General features: G+C 50.7%; 22 protein-coding genes and 7 pseudogenes. 10 read left to right on the forward strand and 19 right to left on the reverse strand.

Features of this window, described 5'->3' with window-relative positions; all coding sequences use genetic code 11:
* Positions 1-21: 21 nt before the first annotated feature.
* From HV213_RS30285 to HV213_RS30315, 7 genes and pseudogenes are all read right to left on the reverse strand, one after another.
* The gene (locus HV213_RS30285; RefSeq protein ID WP_181486536.1) at positions 22-1,293 is read right to left on the reverse strand and encodes an MFS transporter; all 1,272 of its coding nucleotides are present in this window, start codon (positions 1,291-1,293) and stop codon (positions 22-24) included.
* Positions 1,281-1,793 carry a DM13 domain-containing protein gene (locus tag HV213_RS30290; protein WP_004357637.1) on the reverse strand — a complete coding sequence of 171 codons (513 nt, stop codon included), beginning with the start codon at positions 1,791-1,793 and terminating at the stop codon, positions 1,281-1,283. The genes HV213_RS30285 and HV213_RS30290 overlap by 13 nt, the downstream gene beginning before the upstream one ends.
* Before the next feature lie 3 nt (positions 1,794-1,796).
* Positions 1,797-2,267: a TlpA family protein disulfide reductase gene (locus tag HV213_RS30295; protein ID WP_011191345.1), complete on the reverse strand. Its 471-nt coding sequence runs from the start codon at positions 2,265-2,267 to the stop codon at positions 1,797-1,799.
* Between the two features lie 151 nt (positions 2,268-2,418).
* Positions 2,419-2,709, reverse strand: a complete 291-nt coding sequence (locus tag HV213_RS30300) for a DUF1330 domain-containing protein (protein ID WP_011191344.1) — start codon at positions 2,707-2,709, stop codon at positions 2,419-2,421.
* A 62-nt stretch (positions 2,710-2,771) separates the two neighbouring features.
* Positions 2,772-3,203, reverse strand: coding sequence for a GlcG/HbpS family heme-binding protein (locus tag HV213_RS30305; protein WP_004357630.1), 432 nt, complete (start codon positions 3,201-3,203; stop codon positions 2,772-2,774).
* A 73-nt stretch (positions 3,204-3,276) separates the two neighbouring features.
* Positions 3,277-4,185: pseudogene (locus HV213_RS30310) on the reverse strand (zinc-binding alcohol dehydrogenase family protein); the annotation flags it as partial.
* 121 nt (positions 4,186-4,306) lie between these two features.
* The gene (locus HV213_RS30315; protein ID WP_001159650.1) at positions 4,307-5,074 is read right to left on the reverse strand and encodes a DUF1883 domain-containing protein; all 768 of its coding nucleotides are present in this window, start codon (positions 5,072-5,074) and stop codon (positions 4,307-4,309) included.
* 168 nt (positions 5,075-5,242) lie between these two features.
* On the opposite strand from HV213_RS30315, the gene HV213_RS30320 reads away from it, so the two are divergent.
* Positions 5,243-5,857: a TIR domain-containing protein gene (locus HV213_RS30320; RefSeq protein ID WP_032640595.1), complete on the forward strand. Its 615-nt coding sequence runs from the start codon at positions 5,243-5,245 to the stop codon at positions 5,855-5,857.
* A gap of 40 nt (positions 5,858-5,897) precedes the next feature.
* On the opposite strand, the gene HV213_RS30325 is transcribed toward HV213_RS30320, so the two are convergent.
* A complete protein-coding gene (locus tag HV213_RS30325) occupies positions 5,898-6,605 on the reverse strand; it encodes a hypothetical protein (protein WP_032640598.1) in 708 nt (235 codons plus the stop codon).
* Between the two features lie 27 nt (positions 6,606-6,632).
* The gene (locus tag HV213_RS30330) at positions 6,633-7,199 is read right to left on the reverse strand and encodes a recombinase family protein (RefSeq protein ID WP_057056002.1); all 567 of its coding nucleotides are present in this window, start codon (positions 7,197-7,199) and stop codon (positions 6,633-6,635) included.
* 163 nt (positions 7,200-7,362) lie between these two features.
* Between HV213_RS30330 and HV213_RS30335 the strand changes: the two are divergent.
* From HV213_RS30335 to HV213_RS30360, 6 genes and pseudogenes are all read left to right on the forward strand, one after another.
* Positions 7,363-7,530, forward strand: a pseudogene (locus HV213_RS30335) (DUF4158 domain-containing protein); the annotation flags it as partial.
* 146 nt (positions 7,531-7,676) lie between these two features.
* Entirely contained in the window at positions 7,677-8,381 is a 705-nt protein-coding gene (locus HV213_RS30340; RefSeq protein WP_001067855.1) for an IS6-like element IS26 family transposase, read from the forward strand.
* Positions 8,382-8,462: 81 nt separating this feature from the next.
* On the forward strand, positions 8,463-9,668 hold the full coding sequence (locus tag HV213_RS30345) for a methyl-accepting chemotaxis protein (protein ID WP_181486537.1): 1,206 nt from the start codon (positions 8,463-8,465) through the stop codon (positions 9,666-9,668).
* A 99-nt stretch (positions 9,669-9,767) separates the two neighbouring features.
* The gene (locus HV213_RS30350) at positions 9,768-10,085 is read left to right on the forward strand and encodes a hypothetical protein (protein WP_082261903.1); all 318 of its coding nucleotides are present in this window, start codon (positions 9,768-9,770) and stop codon (positions 10,083-10,085) included.
* A gap of 20 nt (positions 10,086-10,105) precedes the next feature.
* Positions 10,106-10,408 (forward strand): annotated as a pseudogene (locus HV213_RS30355) (transposase); the annotation flags it as partial.
* A 67-nt stretch (positions 10,409-10,475) separates the two neighbouring features.
* Positions 10,476-10,812, forward strand: a pseudogene (locus HV213_RS30360) (helix-turn-helix domain-containing protein); the annotation flags it as partial.
* 48 nt (positions 10,813-10,860) lie between these two features.
* Here the strand turns inward: HV213_RS30360 and HV213_RS30365 are convergent.
* From HV213_RS30365 to HV213_RS30375, 3 genes and pseudogenes are all read right to left on the reverse strand, one after another.
* A pseudogene (locus HV213_RS30365) lies at positions 10,861-11,265 on the reverse strand (IS6-like element IS26 family transposase); the annotation flags it as partial.
* Positions 11,266-11,311: 46 nt separating this feature from the next.
* Positions 11,312-12,016 carry an IS6-like element IS26 family transposase gene (locus HV213_RS30370; RefSeq protein WP_001067855.1) on the reverse strand — a complete coding sequence of 235 codons (705 nt, stop codon included), beginning with the start codon at positions 12,014-12,016 and terminating at the stop codon, positions 11,312-11,314.
* Between the two features lie 146 nt (positions 12,017-12,162).
* Positions 12,163-12,426: pseudogene (locus HV213_RS30375) on the reverse strand (DUF4158 domain-containing protein); the annotation flags it as partial.
* Between the two features lie 94 nt (positions 12,427-12,520).
* Here HV213_RS30375 and HV213_RS30380 point away from each other — a divergent pair.
* Positions 12,521-13,126, forward strand: a complete 606-nt coding sequence (locus HV213_RS30380; RefSeq protein ID WP_000509966.1) for a recombinase family protein — start codon at positions 12,521-12,523, stop codon at positions 13,124-13,126.
* A gap of 33 nt (positions 13,127-13,159) precedes the next feature.
* Positions 13,160-13,726: pseudogene (locus HV213_RS30385) on the forward strand (transposase); the annotation flags it as partial.
* A 279-nt stretch (positions 13,727-14,005) separates the two neighbouring features.
* Here HV213_RS30385 and HV213_RS30390 read toward each other — a convergent pair.
* Complete coding sequence (locus tag HV213_RS30390) at positions 14,006-14,470, reverse strand: methyltransferase family protein (protein ID WP_001243598.1); 465 nt, start codon at positions 14,468-14,470, stop codon at positions 14,006-14,008.
* Between the two features lie 245 nt (positions 14,471-14,715).
* Complete coding sequence (locus HV213_RS30395; RefSeq protein ID WP_181486577.1) at positions 14,716-16,374, reverse strand: FAD-dependent oxidoreductase; 1,659 nt, start codon at positions 16,372-16,374, stop codon at positions 14,716-14,718.
* 161 nt (positions 16,375-16,535) lie between these two features.
* Here HV213_RS30395 and HV213_RS30400 point away from each other — a divergent pair, with 161 nt between their 5' ends.
* Positions 16,536-16,886, forward strand: a complete 351-nt coding sequence (locus tag HV213_RS30400; protein WP_000928911.1) for an ArsR/SmtB family transcription factor — start codon at positions 16,536-16,538, stop codon at positions 16,884-16,886.
* Between the two features lie 304 nt (positions 16,887-17,190).
* On the opposite strand, the gene HV213_RS30405 is transcribed toward HV213_RS30400, so the two are convergent.
* From HV213_RS30405 to HV213_RS30425, 5 genes are all read right to left on the reverse strand, one after another.
* Positions 17,191-17,667, reverse strand: coding sequence for a Dps family protein (locus HV213_RS30405; protein ID WP_000043177.1), 477 nt, complete (start codon positions 17,665-17,667; stop codon positions 17,191-17,193).
* A 114-nt stretch (positions 17,668-17,781) separates the two neighbouring features.
* Complete coding sequence (locus tag HV213_RS30410; protein ID WP_016241611.1) at positions 17,782-18,219, reverse strand: PaaI family thioesterase; 438 nt, start codon at positions 18,217-18,219, stop codon at positions 17,782-17,784.
* A 160-nt stretch (positions 18,220-18,379) separates the two neighbouring features.
* Positions 18,380-18,841: a NifB/NifX family molybdenum-iron cluster-binding protein gene (locus HV213_RS30415; RefSeq protein ID WP_000626969.1), complete on the reverse strand. Its 462-nt coding sequence runs from the start codon at positions 18,839-18,841 to the stop codon at positions 18,380-18,382.
* Entirely contained in the window at positions 18,816-19,136 is a 321-nt protein-coding gene (locus HV213_RS30420) for a DUF134 domain-containing protein (RefSeq protein ID WP_001137910.1), read from the reverse strand. The genes HV213_RS30415 and HV213_RS30420 overlap by 26 nt, the downstream gene beginning before the upstream one ends.
* Positions 19,137-19,595: 459 nt before the next feature.
* Positions 19,596-20,600, reverse strand: coding sequence for an IS110-like element IS4321 family transposase (locus HV213_RS30425; RefSeq protein ID WP_000427623.1), 1,005 nt, complete (start codon positions 20,598-20,600; stop codon positions 19,596-19,598).
* Positions 20,601-20,659: the final 59 nt, after the last annotated feature.

Genomic DNA, 20,659 nt, shown 5'->3' on the forward strand with positions numbered 1-20,659 from the left:
TCGTGCAGGCGCCGTGCCGCGCTAATCCCGCACGCCCTGCGCCCGCTTCTCCATGCATATCATCGTATCGAGAGATCCGGTTATCATCGGCGTGCTCGGAGAACGGGGGGCCGCCTTGGCCTGGTTGGCGCGCCTCGGCTGCCTGCGGGCGATGGCCAGCACTGCCAGGAGCGTGAGCAACGCCGCCGCATAAAGGAACAGGCCGCCAGGGCCGACGATATTCATTGCAGCTGCTCCTATTAGGGGGCCAGCGGCTGTCCCGATCCCGTTGAGCAACAGAAGCCCGCGCGCGGTGCCGAGTAGCCGACCGGCCGGAAGATCGTCGTTTGCGACGGCGAGACACAACGAATAAATCGGGATGCCAAAGCCGCCGAACAGCGCACCTGCCGCAAGGAGCAGCGGCAGAGGCGCTTCCACCGCCAACGCTACGCCGATGGCAGACGCTGCGGACGCCAGCGCCGCACCGGCGATGACAAGATTCCGGGGCACTCGATCCGAAAGCCAACCGAGTGGCCAATGGAAGGCGAGCGTTCCACCAAGAACCGCAGCCATGAAGGCGGAGATACCGCCCACATCGAGGCCGATGCTCTGGGCGAAGTTCGCGCCCATGCCCCAGAAACCACCGATAGCCAGGCCGGCCAGGAAAGCGCCAGCCGCAGCGAGAGGTGATACGAGGACGAGGTCCCTGAACGCGACCCATTCCTGTTCCACCTGGGCCGGCGGATGACTGGGCAGCAAGGTGATCGGAACCACCGCCGCTGATATCAGCAGCGACACGATGAGGAACAATGTCACGTCGGCGGGCGGTGCGATGTTGAGTAACGCCTGCCCGATTGCCCATGAGCCCATAGAGACAACTCCGAATATCGACAGGAGCTGCCCGCGTGTGGATGGCAATGCGTGGGCGTTGAGCCAACTCTCCGTTGCGAGGATCATGCCCGCGTAGGCCAAGCCGGTAATCAGGCGAAGCGGCATCCAGGCGATCGGCTCCACGAACGCCACATGGAGAAGGGCGGTCATCGAGGCAATGGCCGCGAAGCCGGCGAAGGTTCTGACATGTCCCACGGAGACGATGATCGGTGGCAACACGAGCGCGCCGATCGTGAAACCCGCGAAATAGAAGGACATCATCGCGCTGATCGCGCCGGTCGAGAACCCCTTATGGCCGGCTCTCACGATCAGGAGCGTGCTCAGCAGGCCATTGCCCAGCAGCAGAGCGGCGACGCTCAGCAGCAGCGCCGCCACCGGCGCGAGAACGAGGCCGCGCTTGCCCGCCGACCTCATGGTATCCATCGCCGGGCTCGTTCTCGGGCCTGACTTGAGGGTTGATACTCTGCCGCACTGATGAACTGGTCGAATGCTTCGCACCAGATGACGACCGTGTTGTAGTCACGGACATCGATGCCGGCAGGCACCTCGACGATGAAGCCGTTGAACGTCTTCACATCGCCCACGCGGACTGATCTGTCCTTGATTAGGAGAAAGGCCTCCTTCGTGTCGACGAAACGTGGTGCGAGGTAGAGCTTGTAGTCGGGACCAGGGGCGAGGCGCCCGATATGGGCGATACGGTCGCGCGAGACCCGGATCTCGCCTTCCCCCCAGTGAAGCAGGTCGCTGCCTTTGAGATCGCGGGCCAGACGCCCTGCGTAGAGCGTCTCGGCTGAGATGGTCCGCAAGGCCGCCGCGTCCGGGGCCTGGGGGGCGGTCAGGATCGGCAGCGTGTAGACACCGCCCGCGAAGCCCATGGCGAGCATCGCGAGATGGGTGGCAATCAGGATGACCCAGCGCCGCATCGGTTACACCAGCTCCAGTCCCTTCACGAGCTGATCGGCGTCGAGATGGAAGTCCGAGAATACGATGCGGCCGCCAGCGTCCATCACGGAGAACCAGGGCGTTCCCCGCGTGCGGTAGTCCTCCATGAAGGTGGGAAGCGTCGCGCCGGCAGGTGGCTCGTCCTGACCGAACGCGACAGGAAGCGCATACTTGAGCTGGTTCACGCGCAGCTTCTCGAAGGTGTTCTCATCCGCTCCTTCGAAGACGGTCTGGATCACCGCGAAGCCCACGCCCTTGGCGCTCAATGCACCATGCAACCTTTGTAGCGTCGGAAATCCATGCAAATGGCAGCCACGGCACCAGTGCTGGAAGGCGAAGAGGACTTTCGGGCCGGTGCCGAGATCCGACAGCTTGAGCGGCGCGATGCTTTCTCCATCCGCGCCAATCCATCTCTGCACCCGCAGCTCGGGGGCTTGTCGTTCGTCGACGCTCATCTGATCCTCCAATTCCGATGCAGAAGTCCGATGAGTGGTCGCGTGTGGCGATGGCACGCGAACCTCACCGCCTTGATCCCCTACAGGTTGTAGGATGCGAGTTCGCCGACCGATACCTCGTGGCCAGCCCCGCCGTTCTTCCGTCGGTGTGTCACCGCCGCCCCTCAATGACAAAGGCGCGATAGCGGGAACCGGCAAAACGGTGCGCAGCGATGGTTTGGTAGGCGGGGCTATGATACCAATCACGGGCGGCCTGCATCGTCGGGAACCGCAAAATTACGGCCCCTTCGACGGGCGGCCCCTCCAAATGCTCCATCGCGCCATAAGCGGCGAGAAAGGTTACGTCGTGGCCATCGAACGATGGGCCGACGCCTGCAGAATAGGTTGCGAGTTCTTCCGGATCGGTGGTTTCTTCGCGGGTGAAGACGACGAACGCTTCCATCTTAAAGTCTTTCATAAGGTCGCATCTGCAGGCCACCGCCGCTGGCGATGGCCTTAAAGTCGTCAGGCTGGCAGCTCGAACCCGATTTTCGTGAGTGCCTCGACGCACGCATCCTGATCCTGCTGATAGTTGCCTCCGGAGATGCCGATCCCGCCGATCAACTTCCCGTCTTCCAGGATCGGATAGCCTCCGCCGACAGCGACCATCCGGGGGCGATAGGCCAGCGGCGCCACTTTTGGATCGTTCGAAACATAGTCGTTCCAGACATGGGTGGGGTACCCAAACGAGGCGGAACTCCAAGCCTTGTCGATGGCAACATCGACGGTGAGAAACGGCGCGTCATCAGTGCGCTCGAACGCGCGCAGGTTACCGGTGGCGTCGACGACGGCGACCGCAGCCGGGATGCCGATTGTACGTGCCGCGGCGATCGCCGCGTCGATGAGGGCGACGGCGGTTTCGCGGTTGATCGAGGCGGTGGCAATGGATTTCGTCATGAAATTTCCTTCGCCGTGGCGTAATCCGTCCGGCGTTCTTGAGGTTAGAAAAGACGTTCGGCGGTGGCAGTCATCAGAAGCCTTCGAGGACAATCTTGCCTCTTGCCGCGCCACTTTCGATCAGTGCGTGCACCGTCTTCAGATTGGCGGCATTAATTGGCGACAATTTTTCGGTTAGCGTCGTGCGAATTTTGCCGTCGTCCACCAGCACCGCCAGCGAATTGAGGATCTTGCCCTGCTCATCCATGTCGGGCGTGCCGTAGAGCGACCGTGTGAACATCAGCTCGTGGTGGATCGACACTGCCTTGCGCTTGAACAGCATGACGTCGAGCGCCTTGGGATCGTCGATGAATCCGAACCGTCCTTGCGGGGCGATCAGTTCGGCGATGTCGGATGCATGCTGCTCGGTATGCGTGGTCGAGAACACGAAAGCGGGAGCGCCGATGTTGAGCTCGGCAATCTGTGGCGCGAGCGGCCGAGAGTGGTCGATGACATGATGAGCCCCAAGCCCTTTAACCCACTCCTGGGTTTCCGGCCGAGAGGCGGTGGAGATGACGATGAGATCCGTGCGCTGTCGAGCGATCTGGATGGCGATCGACCCGACCCCACCCGCACCACCGATGATGAGGATCGCCGCCGCCCCGGGAACGGGCTTCGTCACGTCCAGGCGATCGAACATGGCTTCCCAGGCCGTCAACGTCGTGAGTGGCAGCGCCGCCGCTTCCGCCCAGTCGAGCGACGCGGGTTTACGACCGACGATCCGGGCGTCGACGAGATGGAACTCCGCATTGGTGCCAGGCCTTATGAGCGATCCGGCATAATAGACCTCGTCGCCTACCGCGAACTGCGTCACGTCGGGGCCGACCTCTTGCACGATCCCGGCCGCATCCCATCCCAGCACTTTCCAATCGCCATCAGCGGGCGGCGTGCTGCTGCGGATTTTGTAGTCGACCGGGTTGACCGAGACAGCCTTCACCTCAACGGGGTTTGAAGGCCAATGGAACGAAAACGTACGTTAAGAATGTAATTTATTGATATTCATAAAAATAAAAAAAGGATCGCTGATTGATCCTTTTGTTTTGCTATTTGAATTTCGATAAACATTAACCACGAGAATGCAGTAGCTCGGCTATCTCATGAGCAATTTCATCGATTGTATGAGTTGCAGTACTACGAGCAACTTTGTCTGCTAATGATGGACTAAAATCGACAACTTCTTGTTTTGTAATATTATGCCATATGGGAAGCAATATTTGCTCACCAGAAATAGCACGAGTGACGATTCCATCAAGTTCATAATTTGTCCAACCTTTGCTTATAAACGCCGGAGACAAAACTACTAACCCAACACGACTGTTTGCTAAACCTTTGTCTATTTTTTGTCTCAGGCTGTCACCAATTCTTAACGTCATTTCGTCATACCATACATTAAGGCCGTGACTGATTAATGAGTTTGCCAGAGAGCGAACAAAATCATCTTTATCCTCTGAGGCATGCGAAATAAATACGTCATGTATCTCGTTGCTCTGTGCTGTTGACGGTGGTCTGTTATCTCTTACCAGACTAGGAACTTCGCTTAACGGCCTATCCTGAATTTCAGGAAGAACCCCTGGAAGAACGCGAACAGAAGCCCTGGTACTCCCCCTTAATCCCTGCATATCTACAGCAATATGCCAATGGCCTGATGAAGGGATCTGTAACCTTATGGGGGAGCGCTTTGCTAACCCACCAATGTAGGAATGTCGTCGGCCATTCTTATAACTACTGAAGTTAGAACTATCCATTAGTCTAACATTTGCACCACTGGTAAGGGTGATTTCAACAATCTCCCCTCTTTTTCTTTGACCAAGATCATTATGGATGAATTGCATGTAAGTCTGCTCTCTTCATTTGAATTGGAAGAATGTAGCCACTTCCTGATTATACTGTATCCAGTGGTTGAGAGTATCTCTTAGTGTGAAAAAATAAATTATAAGACTTTTACTCGGTATGGATGAAGATGTAAAATCCGTAAACCAGAGAATAAATGAGGAAAAAGCGTGACCAAGCACAAAGTTTTCATCAGTTACCACCATGCTAATGACCAATGGTACAAAAACGAACTTGAAAAAATGAATGATGTTTTTGATATTTTTGTGAATCGCTCGGTATCACTTGGTGACATTGATGAAGAAGAAGAACCTCAAAAGATCAGAGAAATAATAAGGGATGAATATTTACGTGATACATCCGTTCTTATTTTACTCGTTGGGACTGAGACTAAAAATAGAAAGCATGTTGATTGGGAATTATATTCATCCATGAGGGATAGTCCCAGAAACGGCAAATCAGGTATTTTTATTATAAATCTTCCTTCAACAGGGACAAACAACATTAGAGCCAGTCATGGTGAAAATGAAAAAAATGAATTTCATCCTAATATAACCGAGTGGATAACAATCAACGACAGAACAACATATAAAGAAATATATCCATATATGCCTGAAAGAGTTATCGATAACTTGATGAGTGAAAAGTCATATATATCAATAGTCAACTGGGATCAGATACACAATAACCCAGAAAACCTTAGAAAAATGATTGAGTTAACATATCAAGATAAAGATAAGTGCGAATACGTTTTTTCTACCCCAATGAGAATGCGTAATGGCTAGCAGAAACAGTAAAGGGGAGTATGATACTCCCCTTTACTTGTTACCAATCCCATTTGGTGGTGTTCACGTTAAATGTTTGTTGAACCCGTGATGTGAAAAAATCATTTACTACTTTAAAATCGTTACATATTTTACTGTAGTTATAGTATTGCTTTTGTATTTTATTTATAGGCGTCAGGTGAACTTTTAATGGTGTATTAGTTATAACATCAATAACTTCATCCTTATCTGATATATATTTATACCATCTTTTATAATTATTTTGATTTTTAGTTAAAAATTTATTTAACACCATTAACATATCATTGCTAATATTATATAACTCATTGTCTTTTTTTGGATTCAATAGTTTCATTTCATCTCTAATAAATTGATATGTCTGATAATATGATGAGATAACTTCATCGAATGCGTCCACATTTTTCTTCAACTTAAAGATAGCTCTTTTTGAATCCAGATGATTTTTTATACTTTTGCGATATAACGTACCACTTTCATTGAACAGAACATTAACGCCGCCTAAACTTAATTTCTCTACTTTAAATGAGTATTTTTTTAAAAGATATAACGCTACAATTAGCCATATAAAAATAGATATTAGTAGTATATATATAATACCAGTTACTAAAGGTTTGTTTTTATTAAATACGGTGTAAATTGAAGGTACATATGATGAAAGATCCACTGTACACATTACAGCAATTACCGCAATGAAAGCTATCGTCCAAATTATAACAAATGTTCTCACAATTCCACCTTGTCAGTTGTAAGATAATCAATCATTGATTGGTGAACGTTCTGAATTGATAATTTTATATACGGTTGAACGCGCAATACCCATATGCTTAGCTATTTCAGTTGCTCCAGTTCCTTTATCATGCATAAATTTTATTTTATTCCTGTCTATTTTCCGTTTTCTGCCAAATTTAATTCCTTTAGACTTGGCCTCAATTCTTCCTTCATTTGTTCGTTCAAAGATGCGAGTACGTTCTGCTTGTGCCACTGCTGATAGAATTGTGACGATCATCTTCCCCATTTCTCCATCGGTACTGATCCCATCATCAATGAATCGGACTGCCACACCCAAGGTATCGAATTCTTTTATTAGTTGAATCATATCGGCAGTGTCACGACCAAGACGGTCTAGCTTCTTCACCAGAATGACATCTCCATCTTCCACCTTCATGCGCAACAGCTCAAGTCCTTCCCTGGCAGCTGAACTTCCCGATGCCTTGTCCGTAAAAATACGGTTGGCTTTTACCCCCGCGTTCTTAAGTGCTCTAATTTGAATATCTAGGGACTGCTGACTGGTTGAGACCCGTGCGTAACCAAAAAGTCGCATAAAAATGTACCTTAAATCGAATATCAGACACCTTGTGTCTATTATGGCAAAAATACGATTTAATAGACAGTCCATGCCTGCCGTTTTATGCTGTCTTATAAATTATAACATTTCGGACGGTTGCAAAAATGTTACTAAATGCCCGTCAGGCAGGGAGGCCGATATGCCCGTTGACTTTCTGACCACTGAGCAGACTGAAAGCTATGGCAGATTCACCGGTGAACCGGATGAGCTTCAGCTGGCACGATATTTTCATCTTGATGAAGCAGACAAGGAATTTATCGGAAAAAGCAGAGGTGATCACAACCGTCTGGGCATTGCCCTGCAAATTGGGCACTGTTGCAAATAGTCGGTGGTGATAAACTTATCATCCCCTTTTGCTGATGGAGCTGCACATGAACCCATTCAAAGGCCGGCACTGTTGCAAATAGTCGGTGGTGATAAACTTATCATCCCCTTTTGCTGATGGAGCTGCACATGAACCCATTCAAAGGCCGGCATTTTCAGCGTGACATCATTCTGTGGGCCGTACGCTGGTACTGCAAATACGGCATCAGTTACCGTGAGCTGCAGGAGATGCTGGCTGAACGCGGAGTGAATGTCGATCACTCCACGATTTACCGCTGGGTTCAGCGTTATGCGCCTGAAATGGAAAAACGGCTGCGCTGGTACTGGCGTAACCCTTCCGATCTTTGCCCGTGGCACATGGATGAAACCTACGTGAAGGTCAATGGCCGCTGGGCGTATCTGTACCGGGCCGTCGACAGCCGGGGCCGCACTGTCGATTTTTATCTCTCCTCCCGTCGTAACAGCAAAGCTGCATACCGGTTTCTGGGTAAAATCCTCAACAACGTGAAGAAGTGGCAGATCCCGCGATTCATCAACACGGATAAAGCGCCCGCCTATGGTCGCGCGCTTGCTCTGCTCAAACGCGAAGGCCGGTGCCCGTCTGACGTTGAACACCGACAGATTAAGTACCGGAACAACGTGATTGAATGCGATCATGGCAAACTGAAACGGATAATCGGCGCCACGCTGGGATTTAAATCCATGAAGACGGCTTACGCCACCATCAAAGGTATTGAGGTGATGCGTGCACTACGCAAAGGCCAGGCCTCAGCATTTTATTATGGTGATCCCCTGGGCGAAATGCGCCTGGTAAGCAGAGTTTTTGAAATGTAAGGCCTTTGAATAAGACAAAAGGCTGCCTCATCGCTAACTTTGCAACAGTGCCCACAGCAGTTACCGATCATAAATGACTACATGGCCAGTCTGCAGGCACTGGTGGAATACGAAAAAACAAGCATAGATAAAGCGGGTGAAGTTATCGCTGATAATGGTACGACAGCCATACTGACACTGATCATCACTGGGTGTATGGCGCTTCTTCTGGGAGGTGTGCTGGCATGGCTGATCACCAGAAGCATTACCAGTCCGTTGATTTCAGCCGTCCGGATTGCCCGGGAAGTGGCGGAAGGTAACCTGTGTGTGGAGATTAAAGTGGACTCACAGGACCAGCTGGGGCAACTGATGCAGGCACTGCGTGATATGTGCGGGAGTCTGAGTAACACCGTCTGGGAAGTACGTCAGGGAGCGGACAATATTGCGCTGACTGCAGCAGAAATCAGCAGTGGTAATACAGACCTGTCAGCCCGCACCGAAGAGCAGGCTGCCGGTGTGGAACAGACGGCGGCCACTCTGGAACAACTGACGGCCACCATAAACAATACTGCCGGCAATACAGCACAGGTTTACCAGTTTGTGACAGAAACAACGGCCATTGTGAAACAGAATGGAGTGGTCATGAGTGAGGTGTCTTCCCGGATACAGGAGATTTACGACACCTCGTCTGAAATGACAGCCATCATCCAGGTCATCGACGGGATTGCCTTCCAGACCAACATTCTCGCGCTTAATGCTGCCGTGGAAGCCGCACGCGCCGGCGAGTCCGGCCGTGGATTTGCGGTTGTGGCCGGAGAGGTTCGTAATCTGGCTCAGCGCAGTGCTTCTGCCGCGCGGGAAATAAAAGAGCTCATTGATGACTCCGTTTCCCGCATTGCATCCGGCCGTACCCTGGTTGAAAAAGCAGACAGGGGAATGGAGGATATCATCAGTAACGTCCAGAGCATGGAAGGGCTGATTGACGAAATAGCCAAGGCCAGTCGTGAGCAGGGAGATGGTATTGCCCAGATTAACAGCGCCATGGGCCAGATAGACAGCACCACCCAACAAAATGCAGCTCTGGTGGAACAGTCTGCAGCCACTGCCGCTTCGTTGCAGAATCAGTCACGGATTCTGCAGGAGAAGGTGAGCGTATTTCGTCTCCGTGATAATAAAAAACGCGATGCTGAACGAAAAAATACCATAGTACCGACAATCAGCAACACCAGCCCGCAGAGTAAGGTTAAAGCGGTAAAGTCCGTTCGTGAAACGGAACAACACGCCAGCGAGAACTGGGAAACCTTCTGACCCCCGACAACAGCGGGATCCTGTCGTTCCCGTTTTGTCAGCCATAATCTCCCGGCATGGTGTTCGCACTGTGCCGGTTATTTACAGGCGACAGTAATAATGAGTGAAATAAATCCCCGTCAGGCTAAATATGCAGACATACATGCGAAACTGACCGACCGGATGCAGTCTGTCAGGGTCATCCTTGAACAGATGGAAGGACACGAGTACGCCGCAATCAGCACCTACATGAATAACATGGAAGCGATTGCCTGCTTTTACGAGGAGGCAGGGGAAAGTCTCAGTGAGCCAGACTTCCTGAACTACCTGAAACAAAACGACCTTAACCTGTTTATTGAAATTCTCTCTGTGGGACGCGCCATTTCACTGATGAATAACCTGCTGGTGAATATAAGGCGGCTTGTAGTGGCACAGTAAATTTGGCCACCTGATTAAAGGTGATATTCTCACCTCAACACAAAACAGGTGACTTAATGAACAAGAAAACCAAACGTAGTTTCACCCCTGAGTTCAGGCTGGAATGTGCACAGCTGATTGTTGATAAGGGCTACTCATATCGACAGGCCAGTGAAGCGATGAATGTGGGTTCTACTACGCTTGAGAGCTGGGTACGCCAGCTCAGGAGAGAGCGCCAGGGGATTACGCCCTCTGCCACACCCATTACTCCAGACCAGCAACGTATCCGCGAGCTGGAAAAGCAGGTTCGCCGTCTGGAGGAGCAAAATACGATATTAAAAAAGGCTACTGTAGATTCAATTGGTCAACGCAACAGTTATGTGAAAACATGGGGTTGCGGAGGTTTTTTGAATGAGACGAACATTTACAGCAGAGGAAAAAGCCTCTGTTTTTGAACTATGGAAGAACGGAACAGGCTTCAGTGAAATAGCGAATATCCTGGGTTCAAAACCCGGAACGATCTTCACTATGTTAAGGGATACTGGCGGCATAAAACCCCATGAGCGTAAGCGGGCTGTAGCTCACCTGACACTGTCTGAGCGCGAGGAGATACGAGCTGGTTTGTCAGCCAAAATGAGCATTCGTGCGATAGCTACTGCGCTGAATCGCAGTCCTTCGACGATCTCACGTGAAGTTCAGCGTAATCGGGGCAGACGCTATTACAAAGCTGTTGATGCTAATAACGGCACTGTTGCAAAGTTAGCGATGAGGCAGCCTTTTGTCTTATTCAAAGGCCTTACATTTCAAAAACTCTGCTTACCAGGCGCATTTCGCCCAGGGGATCACCATAATAAAATGCTGAGGCCTGGCCTTTGCGTAGTGCACGCATCACCTCAATACCTTTGATGGTGGCGTAAGCCGTCTTCATGGATTTAAATCCCAGCGTGGCGCCGATTATCCGTTTCAGTTTGCCATGATCGCATTCAATCACGTTGTTCCGGTACTTAATCTGTCGGTGTTCAACGTCAGACGGGCACCGGCCTTCGCGTTTGAGCAGAGCAAGCGCGCGACCATAGGCGGGCGCTTTATCCGTGTTGATGAATCGCGGGATCTGCCACTTCTTCACGTTGTTGAGGATTTTACCCAGAAACCGGTATGCAGCTTTGCTGTTACGACGGGAGGAGAGATAAAAATCGGCACTGTTGCAAAGTTAGCGATGAGGCAGCCTTTTGTCTTATTCAAAGGCCTTACATTTCAAAAACTCTGCTTACCAGGCGCATTTCGCCCAGGGGATCACCATAATAAAATGCTGAGGCCTGGCCTTTGCGTAGTGCACGCATCACCTCAATACCTTTGATGGTGGCGTAAGCCGTCTTCATGGATTTAAATCCCAGCGTGGCGCCGATTATCCGTTTCAGTTTGCCATGATCGCATTCAATCACGTTGTTCCGGTACTTAATCTGTCGGTGTTCAACGTCAGACGGGCACCGGCCTTCGCGTTTGAGCAGAGCAAGCGCGCGACCATAGGCGGGCGCTTTATCCGTGTTGATGAATCGCGGGATCTGCCACTTCTTCACGTTGTTGAGGATTTTACCCAGAAACCGGTATGCAGCTTTGCTGTTACGACGGGAGGAGAGATAAAAATCGACAGTGCGGCCCCGGCTGTCGACGGCCCGGTACAGATACGCCCAGCGGCCATTGACCTTCACGTAGGTTTCATCCATGTGCCACGGGCAAAGATCGGAAGGGTTACGCCAGTACCAGCGCAGCCGTTTTTCCATTTCAGGCGCATAACGCTGAACCCAGCGGTAAATCGTGGAGTGATCGACATTCACTCCGCGTTCAGCCAGCATCTCCTGCAGCTCACGGTAACTGATGCCGTATTTGCAGTACCAGCGTACGGCCCACAGAATGATGTCACGCTGAAAATGCCGGCCTTTGAATGGGTTCATGTGCAGCTCCATCAGCAAAAGGGGATGATAAGTTTATCACCACCGACTATTTGCAACAGTGCCGGCCTTTGAATGGGTTCATGTGCAGCTCCATCAGCAAAAGGGGATGATAAGTTTATCACCACCGACTATTTGCAACAGTGCCCATCAGCCGGAACTCCAAGCTGAGCACCGACGAAGGAAAGGACTTCACGCGGGATCATCTCACCAGGAGCCAGTGCACGGCCCGGATATCGTAAGGCACAAAGTTGCAGGGCAAAGCCAATCCTGTTTTCCGGTCTGCGGCGCTGCCTAATGTTTTCCAGGTCATCATCGCCCAGCGTGTAGAACTTCAGTAGCGACAGTTCGTCCGTGGGCAGATCGAACAGCGCTGCTCGCTGCCGTTCGGTGAAAATATGGCGTCGTGACATACAAATTCGTCCCTTTTGAAGTATAGTCTGTTTTGGACAACAGCCAGCCCATATAAATCAGGGCGTTCCGATACAAAAATCCAGGAGGGTTCAATTGGGACATCGTGCCGCCATTTACTGCCGGGTTTCAACAGCGGATCAGTCTTGTGAACGCCAGGAATTTGATCTGCGAGCCTTCGCCGGCCGTGCCGGCTACGACGTGGTGGGAATATTTAAGGAAACAGGTTCAGGAACTAAACTCGACCGGGCCGAGCGAAAGAAAGTCCTGGCGCTTGCCCAGTCCAGACAAATTGATGCAATCCTGGTCACTGAGCTTTCCCGGTGGGGGCGCTCGACGCTCGATCTGCTCAATACGCTACGTGAACTGGAGAACTGGAAGGTTTCCGTGATAGCCATGAATGGAATGGCGTTCGATCTTTCGTCGCCGTATGGACGAATGCTGGCGACGTTTCTTTCCGGCATTGCGGAGTTTGAGCGGGATCTCATCAGCGAGCGGGTCAAGTCAGGCCTTGCTGTTGCGAAGGCACGTGGTAAGAGGCTTGGTCGTCAGGCCGGAGTGCGACCAAAATCAGACCGACTTTTGCCTAAGGTGGTTGCGATGAGGGCCGAGGGACGCAGCTATCGCTGGATCGCACGCGAGCTCGGTATCAGCAAGAATACCGTCGCTGACATCGTGCAACGACACAGAGCTAACGCTTAGGGTGTCATTTCGCCCTCAGCCGGAACCGACCCCTATATCAGCGCGGCCCGGATCCACTTACCCAACGCAGTAGAAAAAATCGCCTTCGATCACTTCCATGTAGCCAAAATGCTCTGTGCCGTGGTGGATAAAACACGGCAGTCAGAGATGAAAACGATCCCGTTGCAGGCCCGAAAACGTGCACATCGCTCCCGCTATCTGTGGCTGTACGGCCGTCATAAGCGTCATGGTCGAATAGCAGAAAGACTGGAGGCAGCGCAGATGGTCCTGCCTGATACCAGCCGTTGCTGGGCAATGAAAGAGCTGGCGCGGGAACTCTGGAACCGTCGGTATGACGAGCACAGCAGACGCCTGTGGCAGGAATGGATAGCGATGGCAAAAGATGTTGGCGTCCCGCTGCTGAGTAGTGCCGCCAGAACGTTACGTAAACGGCTGTACGGTATCCTGAATGCGATGAAGCATCGGGTATCAAACGGCAATGCAGAATCGCTGAACAGCAAGATCAGACTGCTGCGGATCAAGTCGAGGGGATACCGGAACAAGGAGCGGTTCAAAGTAGCTGTGATGTTCCATTACGGCAGGTTAAACATGGACTTCTGAGTCTCCCACCATGATCGGGGAAGACCCGAAAAAATAGCCTAAATAGGCTGATTCGATGTGTTTGCGGGAAAAAAATCGGCCCAGATCCGCGAAATTTTAATCAGCGAGTCAGCTTGGGAAGAAATGACCTGCTTATTCGCACCTTCCCTAAGGTACCAGCACTGGCTCAATGGCTACATACGGCACTTGGTTTACGATTACGATATAAAAGCTCAAGGATGATGAATTCTTTTCTTTATGATTTCGACGTTATTTGTCTCCTGCAACACCACGGGGTTGCTATAACCAGCGACGAACCCGTTGGGTATAGCGTTCCCATTCCAACCCGAAACGTTTTCGAAGCTGTACCTCTTCAACATGGATATGTAATCTGGCTACTACAAACATAAACAACGGTACAGCAAGTATCCCCACCAGGCTGCCAAAGCAGAGAGCAACGGATAACTGGAGCCCGCTCATTCCAAGGTAAATAGGGTTTCGACTCCATGCGTAACAACCGACAGTTACCAGCTTGGTGGTTCTATCCGGATGAAGCGGATTAAGCGTCGTGCCGTTCGTGCTCATCTGCCAAGCGGTGTGCAGTATCATGGTAATACAAACACCGGTCAGCAACACGCTTAGCACTATATTCACGATGTCGAAGGTAAAACGCGGGATTGCAGTCAACACATCAGTGACGAAAAACAGCAATAAGATGAGTGGGGGCGGAAACCATACTCTCAATCGAGTCACGAAGTTACGCATTACACAGACCTATCTCTGAACTAAGCAGCCTGATGGCTGCAAAATGAAAATCCAGTCCTTGCCATTCCTATAGTGACCATGAATCTGACATTATATGCCTGATCTGAAAAGTTATTTTTTTCATAACTGTCCTTATAACGGTGCGGGGTCAGTCCACACCTCTGTTCAGGTGAACAAATTCAGCAGACCACTTCACTGTTAAACCTGTGGCGATTCAGGGTGCCATGTGTATGGCACCTCATCTCTTATTTACTTATTGACTCCGTTACCGCCTGCCAGGTTATAAAGCCACCACTCAGATTATATGTCCTGAAGCCGTGAGCCTGCAGAATACGGTATGCCACATGCCCGCGCAGGCCACTCTGACATCCTATAAAAATTTCTTTATCTTTAGGCAATTTTCCAAGGTTTTCCCGCAGGGAATCAAGAGGGATGGATAGCGCGTCAGGATATTCACCAAATTGTTTCAGTTCGGCAGGAGAGCGAATATCAAGTAAACAATAACTGCCCGGTTCCCGTTGTAACACATCGCTGACATGACATATGACCGTATCTCCTTTCATTACATTTGTCGCCACCATACCAGCCTGGTTAACGACGTCCCTTGCACTGTTAAAAGGTGGAGCATAAGTCAGCTCAAGATGTTCGAGATCGTTGACGGTAAGCCCCGCGCGCTGTGCGACAGACAGGACATCGATGCGTTTATCAACCCCTTTTTTCCCTGATGCCTGAGCCCCGAGAATTTTACCGGTATCGGGGCTGAACAGCAGTTTCAGACTGATCATCGTTGCCCCCGGGTAGTAACCGGCATGATCAGCGGCATGGACGTAAACCTTCTCGTATCGGGTGCCATGAACTTTCAGCTGCTTTTCATTCGCACCGACGCTGCCAATACTCAGCGAAAATACCTTACAAATGGATGTCCCCTGACTGCCATGGTAAAGGCTGTGACGATCTAGCATGTTATCAGCAGCAATGCGTCCCTGGCGGTTGGCGGGCCCTGCCAGAGGAAAATTAGCGGGTTCCTGAAAGACAAAGTCTGGGGTTTCAACGGCATCCCCCACGGCGTAGATGTCAGGGATACTGGTCTGCATACAGGCATTGACGCTTATGCCTCCCCGTTTACCCACTGCGAGCCCGGCTCCTGTGGCAAGGCTGTTCTCAGGTTTTACCCCGATGGCGAGAATAACCATGTCGGTCTGCAGAAACCCACCCTCAGACAGTGCAACGCGGAATCCCGTCTCTGTCCGCAGTACCTCGGTGAGCGCCGTTCTGAGACGCAGATCCACGCCATGACTCCGGATTTCCTGATGCAGGGCAGATGCCATTTCAGGATCAACCGGAGCCATAACCTGTTCCCCCATCTCCAGCAGGGTCACACTGATCCCCCGTTCGCTCAGAGCCTCCATCACTTCAAGTCCGATAAATCCCCCCCCGACAAGCGTGGTGTGAGCTACGTGATGTTGCTCAATCCACCCCAGGATAGCATCCATGTCAGTAAGATTTCGCAGCGTAAAGACACCCTCTTCCTGTAGCCCGGGCAAAGGAGGGACAACCGGAGCGGCGCCGGTACTGAGGAGCAGACGATCCCATTCTTCGCTATAGACCTCCCCTGAGGTCAGATTTTTAACCGTCACCGTTTTATTAACCGGATCCACTGACGTCACTTCATGACAGATACGGACGTCTATGTTAAAGCGGGATTTAAAATCCTCCGGGGTTTTCAGAATCAGTGACTGCCTTAAAGGAATTTTTCCGCCTATATGATAAGGTAATCCACAGTTGGCGAAAGAGACATCGCTTCCCCGTTCAAACACAACAATACTGACATTCTCTGATAACCGACGAGCTCTGGCTGCAGCGGATGCCCCGCCGGCAACACCACCAACAATCACTATTTTCATTACATCCTCTCTGTTCACCCGGGGCAAAAATGCCTGCCAGATATAATCGTTTCCCCGGGCCGGCAGGACGCTGCAGACCTGACGAACACGATGGCAAAATTACGATACCGTTAGTATACTAAATTATATTATATAAAAACACATAGTATGAGAAATCAGCAATGCTCATGAATGAAGACACAAAACGTCAGACAGATATGAAGAATGCGGCCCTGAGGGCAGCAGATGTCTTACGGGGACTGGCCAACAGCGACCGGTTGCTGTTGATGTGTCAGTTAAGCCTGGGGGAAGCGAATGTGGCCGGGCTGGAAGCGGCGGTCGGTATCACTCAGCCGACCCTGTCCCAGCAGCTGGGTGTAATGCGCCGCCTGAAGCTGGTCGAGACCCGACGGGCAGGTAAAATGGTATATTACCGTATTGAGGATAACCGTATCATGACGTTGTTAAATACCTTATATGATCTCTACTGCCCGCAGGCAGGCACCGGTAAAGGAAGCCATAACAACGAATAATATGATCCTGCTTTCCCCGTAAACCGTTTTATCCATGCATCATTAACCCTGTTCAGGCTGTGAAATGCCAGACCGGAACCTGCGATACCTTAACGGGAAAACAACAGTGGTCCGGATATACCAGCCGATGATGCCCGTCACGGACTGTATTTCTCGTTCACGCATTCACTGATTAACCCACTGATTCAATGGTGTTTAATACTGTGACGGTCAGAAAAAACAGCCACAGGAACACGGATGATTCTGCACTGTCAGTAATAGCCTGTGGCTGACAAACCGTTTTTTCTGCTGCCACGGGGTGACATTATTCAAGCAGGCTACGCAACATCCAGGCAGTTTTCTCATGTAACTGGATACGTTGTGTAAGCAGATCTGCTGTGGCTTCATCATTCGCATTATTAACGAGCGGGAACAGGGAGCGTGCAGTTTTAACCACGGTCTCCTGGCCCTGGACAAGATTTTCAATCATGTTTTTTGCTGCCGGAATATCCTTATCTTCATTAACCGCTGTTAAACGTGAAAATTCATGATATGTGCCGGGCGCGAAGCATCCGAGCGAGCGTATACGTTCAGCGATATCATCAACGGCAGTGGCCAGCTCATTGTATTGATTTTCAAACATTAAATGTAAGCTGTTAAACATGGGGCCAGTTACATTCCAGTGATAGTAATGTGTTTTTATATACAGGGTATAGGTGTCAGCAAGAAGCCGGGACAGGCCGTCTGCAATCTCCACCCGGGATGATTCAGCAATACCAATATCAATGATTTGTTTACTCATAACTACCTCTTACACGGTTTCAGTGGAATATACGATATGCGATTATTCTTTCCGGTCTGAGCAAAACACGCCTCAAATTTTTATAATAACCAGGTACACCTGTCGTCTGTCACACTAGCGATGCGCCAGAGCAATATCCTGCGACGGAACAATGAATTTCGCCGTGGCACGTGCCACTGTCTGCTGTCCTTTTGTCAGCCATGCTTCAAGCAGGTAAATCCCCCTGCGTTGCCCAAGCAGTCTGGCACATACCATCAGTTTGTCTCCGGTACAAACGGGTGAAATGAATCTTACCGTCAGTTCAGCCGTCAGGGCTTGCACACCCTGCATGAACAAACAATGAGTCATTGCTGCATCCAGCAGGGTACTCGTCATTCCGCCATGTAAAAGACCCGTATACCCCTGATGCCTGTGATTGGCCGTGTAGTCCGCACATACAGAGCCATCCGGGTGCTCTGAAAACATTAAGTTCACCGTATCAGGGTTGTTGTCGCGGGAACTACAGACCATACAACAGGTATGGGCCTTTCTGGCATCAAGATAACAATTCATCTGTTTCTGCTCAGCGTCCGGTTGTACTGACGGGAGGCATCCGGAATTCAGTCAGCTGAGGGGCTCCCCCGGCATCATTACTGCCTCCTCCACACATTCCGGCTCCTGGTTTATACACAATACGGGTCTGATAAAAATCACCGCCCGTGATGAAATAAACTCATGAATGGCAACAGCGCCCGTTTCCGTGATGATGCTGACGCCCACCCTGGCACGCATTTTCTGCTGTGTTCCCGTCAGAGTGACAGCATTTTTTCCCTTTCGCCTCATGATGAAAGGACTGGCGTCCCTGCTCCGGCTTATTCAGTTCAGTCAGAACACGGGTATCCGGATCACACAGTTCAGTGAACAAACGACGACCACAGTCAGTCTGGTACACCGCGATCTGATGCCCCAGTAATTTACCCAGCATCCGTTCCCCGATGTTACGGACCACAACGCGGCTGACTTGCTGTTGAACCAGCAGGTCAACCAGCTTCCGTTTACCTGAACAATCTGCGCCCAGCGCGGGATTTTCTGTCCGGCTGAGCTCCACACCGCGCTCATCCACCAGGACAAGGTGACTCGCTTTGGTAAAATGATTTGCTACCCGGTCGTCATTCACTGGAATGGCTGTGATCATCTTGTGTAACTCCTTCCCTTTCAGAGTGCATTATTAAGGCCTTGCCCTGAGTGAGACAGTCCACAACCTTAAAACGGGCTGCTTTCAGGACATTGGCCAGTGTCTGCCTTGAAACCCCCATTGCAACAGCCGCTTCCTGCTGTTGCATGCCCAGTAAATCGACCAGCCGTAACGCTTCAAACTCATCTTCTTTTAAATGAACATGTTCAAGCTGGCTCATCGGTCGCGCATTGGGCTTAAAACAGGTATCCGCAGGGCGGCCACAGATGTTACGGGGAATTCTGGGTCTTGGCATGAAGGCTCCTTATTGGCATATGCTGTATATACACTCATAAACTGGCATATGCAATATACTCTGCTCACCGGTGGAGAATTTTTTGCTTTACCCTGGAGTCTGTAAGTGGGCAGCAGGTCATGAGAGATGAAGAGAAAGAAAACAGATACTGTATGAGACTCAATTTAAAGTGCTGCCATAAGGGGGTCGTCTCAGAAAACGGAATCTATGGTCACTCCCGTTTTTGCAACACCGATTTTGACGACAAGTTGGCTTGCTTGAATCTATCCGGCGTCTGAATGGGATTTTATTCCCGCGCCTTGATGAGTTCCGCGCCTGATGAACCTCCAGAAAATATACGGCTTCAATGAGCCTTTCCGTTTTACAGGTTCCTCAACAGGCCGGTGGGCCGTTAGTATCATCAATATCAGTATTCGCAAAACCAGATCAGTAATTCTTTAAACCGGTGTATTTCTGCCGTTATGCTACATAAGTTTGCTGTCGTGCCGTTAGGGCCCAGGCTATTCTGGCCAGCTTGTTTGCCAGAGCACAAGTGACGACAAAGTTGCTTTTCCGGCACAGTAAATCCCTGACCCAATCGGCCAATTTGCCAGACTGGTGTTCCAGTTTTTGTATGAATACCCTGGCACATTGAACCAACAAAGTTCGGATCTTTTTATTACCTCGCTTACTAATTCCCAGCAATGTCGTCCTACCTCCCGTGCTGTACTGCCGAGGTACAAGCCCTGTTGCCGCCGCAAAGTCACGGCTGCTGGCGTACTGCTTCCCGTCGCCAATCTCAGTTGAAATAGTACTCGCTGTCAGTGTTCCGACGCAGGGAATGCTCAGCAAGCGCTGTCCAACCTCATCTTCGTCCAACTTTCGTTTCAACTGGGATTCCAAATCTTTAATCTGCTCAACAAGATAGTGATAATGCTGTTGTAATTTCAGCAATAACTGGCTGAGGTAAAGAGGCAAACTATTATCCTCAAGAATGGTACTCAGTCGGCTAATAACGGCAGCTCCTCGGGGAACGCTAATGCCAAATTCCAGCAGAAAAGCATGCATTTGATTGGTTGTTTTTACCTTATCCTGAACCAGGGATTCACGGACACGATGCAGAGCCCGCATTGCCTGCTGAGATTCCGTTCTGGGCTGCACAAAACGCATAGACGGACGCGATGCAGCTTCACAAATAGCTTCGGCGTCGACAAAGTCGTTTTTATTGCTTTTAACGAACGGGCGGACAAATTGTGGTGATATCAGCTTTGGGGAATGCCCCAACTCTTCCAACTTGCGTGCCATAAAGTGAGAACCGCCACAGGCTTCCATTGCGATGGTTGTAGCGGGGCATGTCGCCAAAAATTCGATCAACTTTGGCCGGGTAAATTTTTTACGGTAAACAGCCTTCCCGCGACGATCCTGGCAATGAATATGGAAAGAGTTTTTACCCAGATCGATACCAATGAGCGCAATGTTTTCCATGATAGTTCTCCGAATGAAAGCCTGTCCTCAGCATAGTACCGGGAAGGAGGGAGTGACCA

The organism is Klebsiella sp. RHBSTW-00484, assembly GCF_013705725.1.
Lineage (GTDB): Bacteria > Pseudomonadota > Gammaproteobacteria > Enterobacterales > Enterobacteriaceae > Klebsiella.

Excerpts from the sequence above, each read along its gene's own strand:
- HV213_RS30285 (WP_181486536.1), bottom strand. The coding sequence starts at position 1,293 with ATGGATACCATGAGGTCGGCGGGCAAGCGCGGCCTCGTTCTCGCGCCG.
- HV213_RS30290 (WP_004357637.1), bottom strand. The coding sequence starts at position 1,793 with ATGCGGCGCTGGGTCATCCTGATTGCCACCCATCTCGCGATGCTCGCC.
- HV213_RS30295 (WP_011191345.1), bottom strand. The coding sequence starts at position 2,267 with ATGAGCGTCGACGAACGACAAGCCCCCGAGCTGCGGGTGCAGAGATGG.
- HV213_RS30300 (WP_011191344.1), bottom strand. The coding sequence starts at position 2,709 with ATGGAAGCGTTCGTCGTCTTCACCCGCGAAGAAACCACCGATCCGGAA.
- HV213_RS30305 (WP_004357630.1), bottom strand. The coding sequence starts at position 3,203 with ATGACGAAATCCATTGCCACCGCCTCGATCAACCGCGAAACCGCCGTC.
- HV213_RS30315 (WP_001159650.1), bottom strand. The coding sequence starts at position 5,074 with ATGCAATTCATCCATAATGATCTTGGTCAAAGAAAAAGAGGGGAGATT.
- HV213_RS30330 (WP_057056002.1), bottom strand. The coding sequence starts at position 7,199 with ATGCGACTTTTTGGTTACGCACGGGTCTCAACCAGTCAGCAGTCCCTA.
- HV213_RS30340 (WP_001067855.1), top strand. The coding sequence starts at position 7,677 with ATGAACCCATTCAAAGGCCGGCATTTTCAGCGTGACATCATTCTGTGG.
- HV213_RS30345 (WP_181486537.1), top strand. The coding sequence starts at position 8,463 with ATGGCCAGTCTGCAGGCACTGGTGGAATACGAAAAAACAAGCATAGAT.
- HV213_RS30350 (WP_082261903.1), top strand. The coding sequence starts at position 9,768 with ATGAGTGAAATAAATCCCCGTCAGGCTAAATATGCAGACATACATGCG.
- HV213_RS30370 (WP_001067855.1), bottom strand. The coding sequence starts at position 12,016 with ATGAACCCATTCAAAGGCCGGCATTTTCAGCGTGACATCATTCTGTGG.
- HV213_RS30390 (WP_001243598.1), bottom strand. The coding sequence starts at position 14,470 with ATGCGTAACTTCGTGACTCGATTGAGAGTATGGTTTCCGCCCCCACTC.
- HV213_RS30395 (WP_181486577.1), bottom strand. The coding sequence starts at position 16,374 with ATGAAAATAGTGATTGTTGGTGGTGTTGCCGGCGGGGCATCCGCTGCA.
- HV213_RS30400 (WP_000928911.1), top strand. The coding sequence starts at position 16,536 with ATGCTCATGAATGAAGACACAAAACGTCAGACAGATATGAAGAATGCG.
- HV213_RS30405 (WP_000043177.1), bottom strand. The coding sequence starts at position 17,667 with ATGAGTAAACAAATCATTGATATTGGTATTGCTGAATCATCCCGGGTG.
- HV213_RS30410 (WP_016241611.1), bottom strand. The coding sequence starts at position 18,219 with ATGAATTGTTATCTTGATGCCAGAAAGGCCCATACCTGTTGTATGGTC.
- HV213_RS30415 (WP_000626969.1), bottom strand. The coding sequence starts at position 18,841 with ATGATCACAGCCATTCCAGTGAATGACGACCGGGTAGCAAATCATTTT.
- HV213_RS30420 (WP_001137910.1), bottom strand. The coding sequence starts at position 19,136 with ATGCCAAGACCCAGAATTCCCCGTAACATCTGTGGCCGCCCTGCGGAT.
- HV213_RS30425 (WP_000427623.1), bottom strand. The coding sequence starts at position 20,600 with ATGGAAAACATTGCGCTCATTGGTATCGATCTGGGTAAAAACTCTTTC.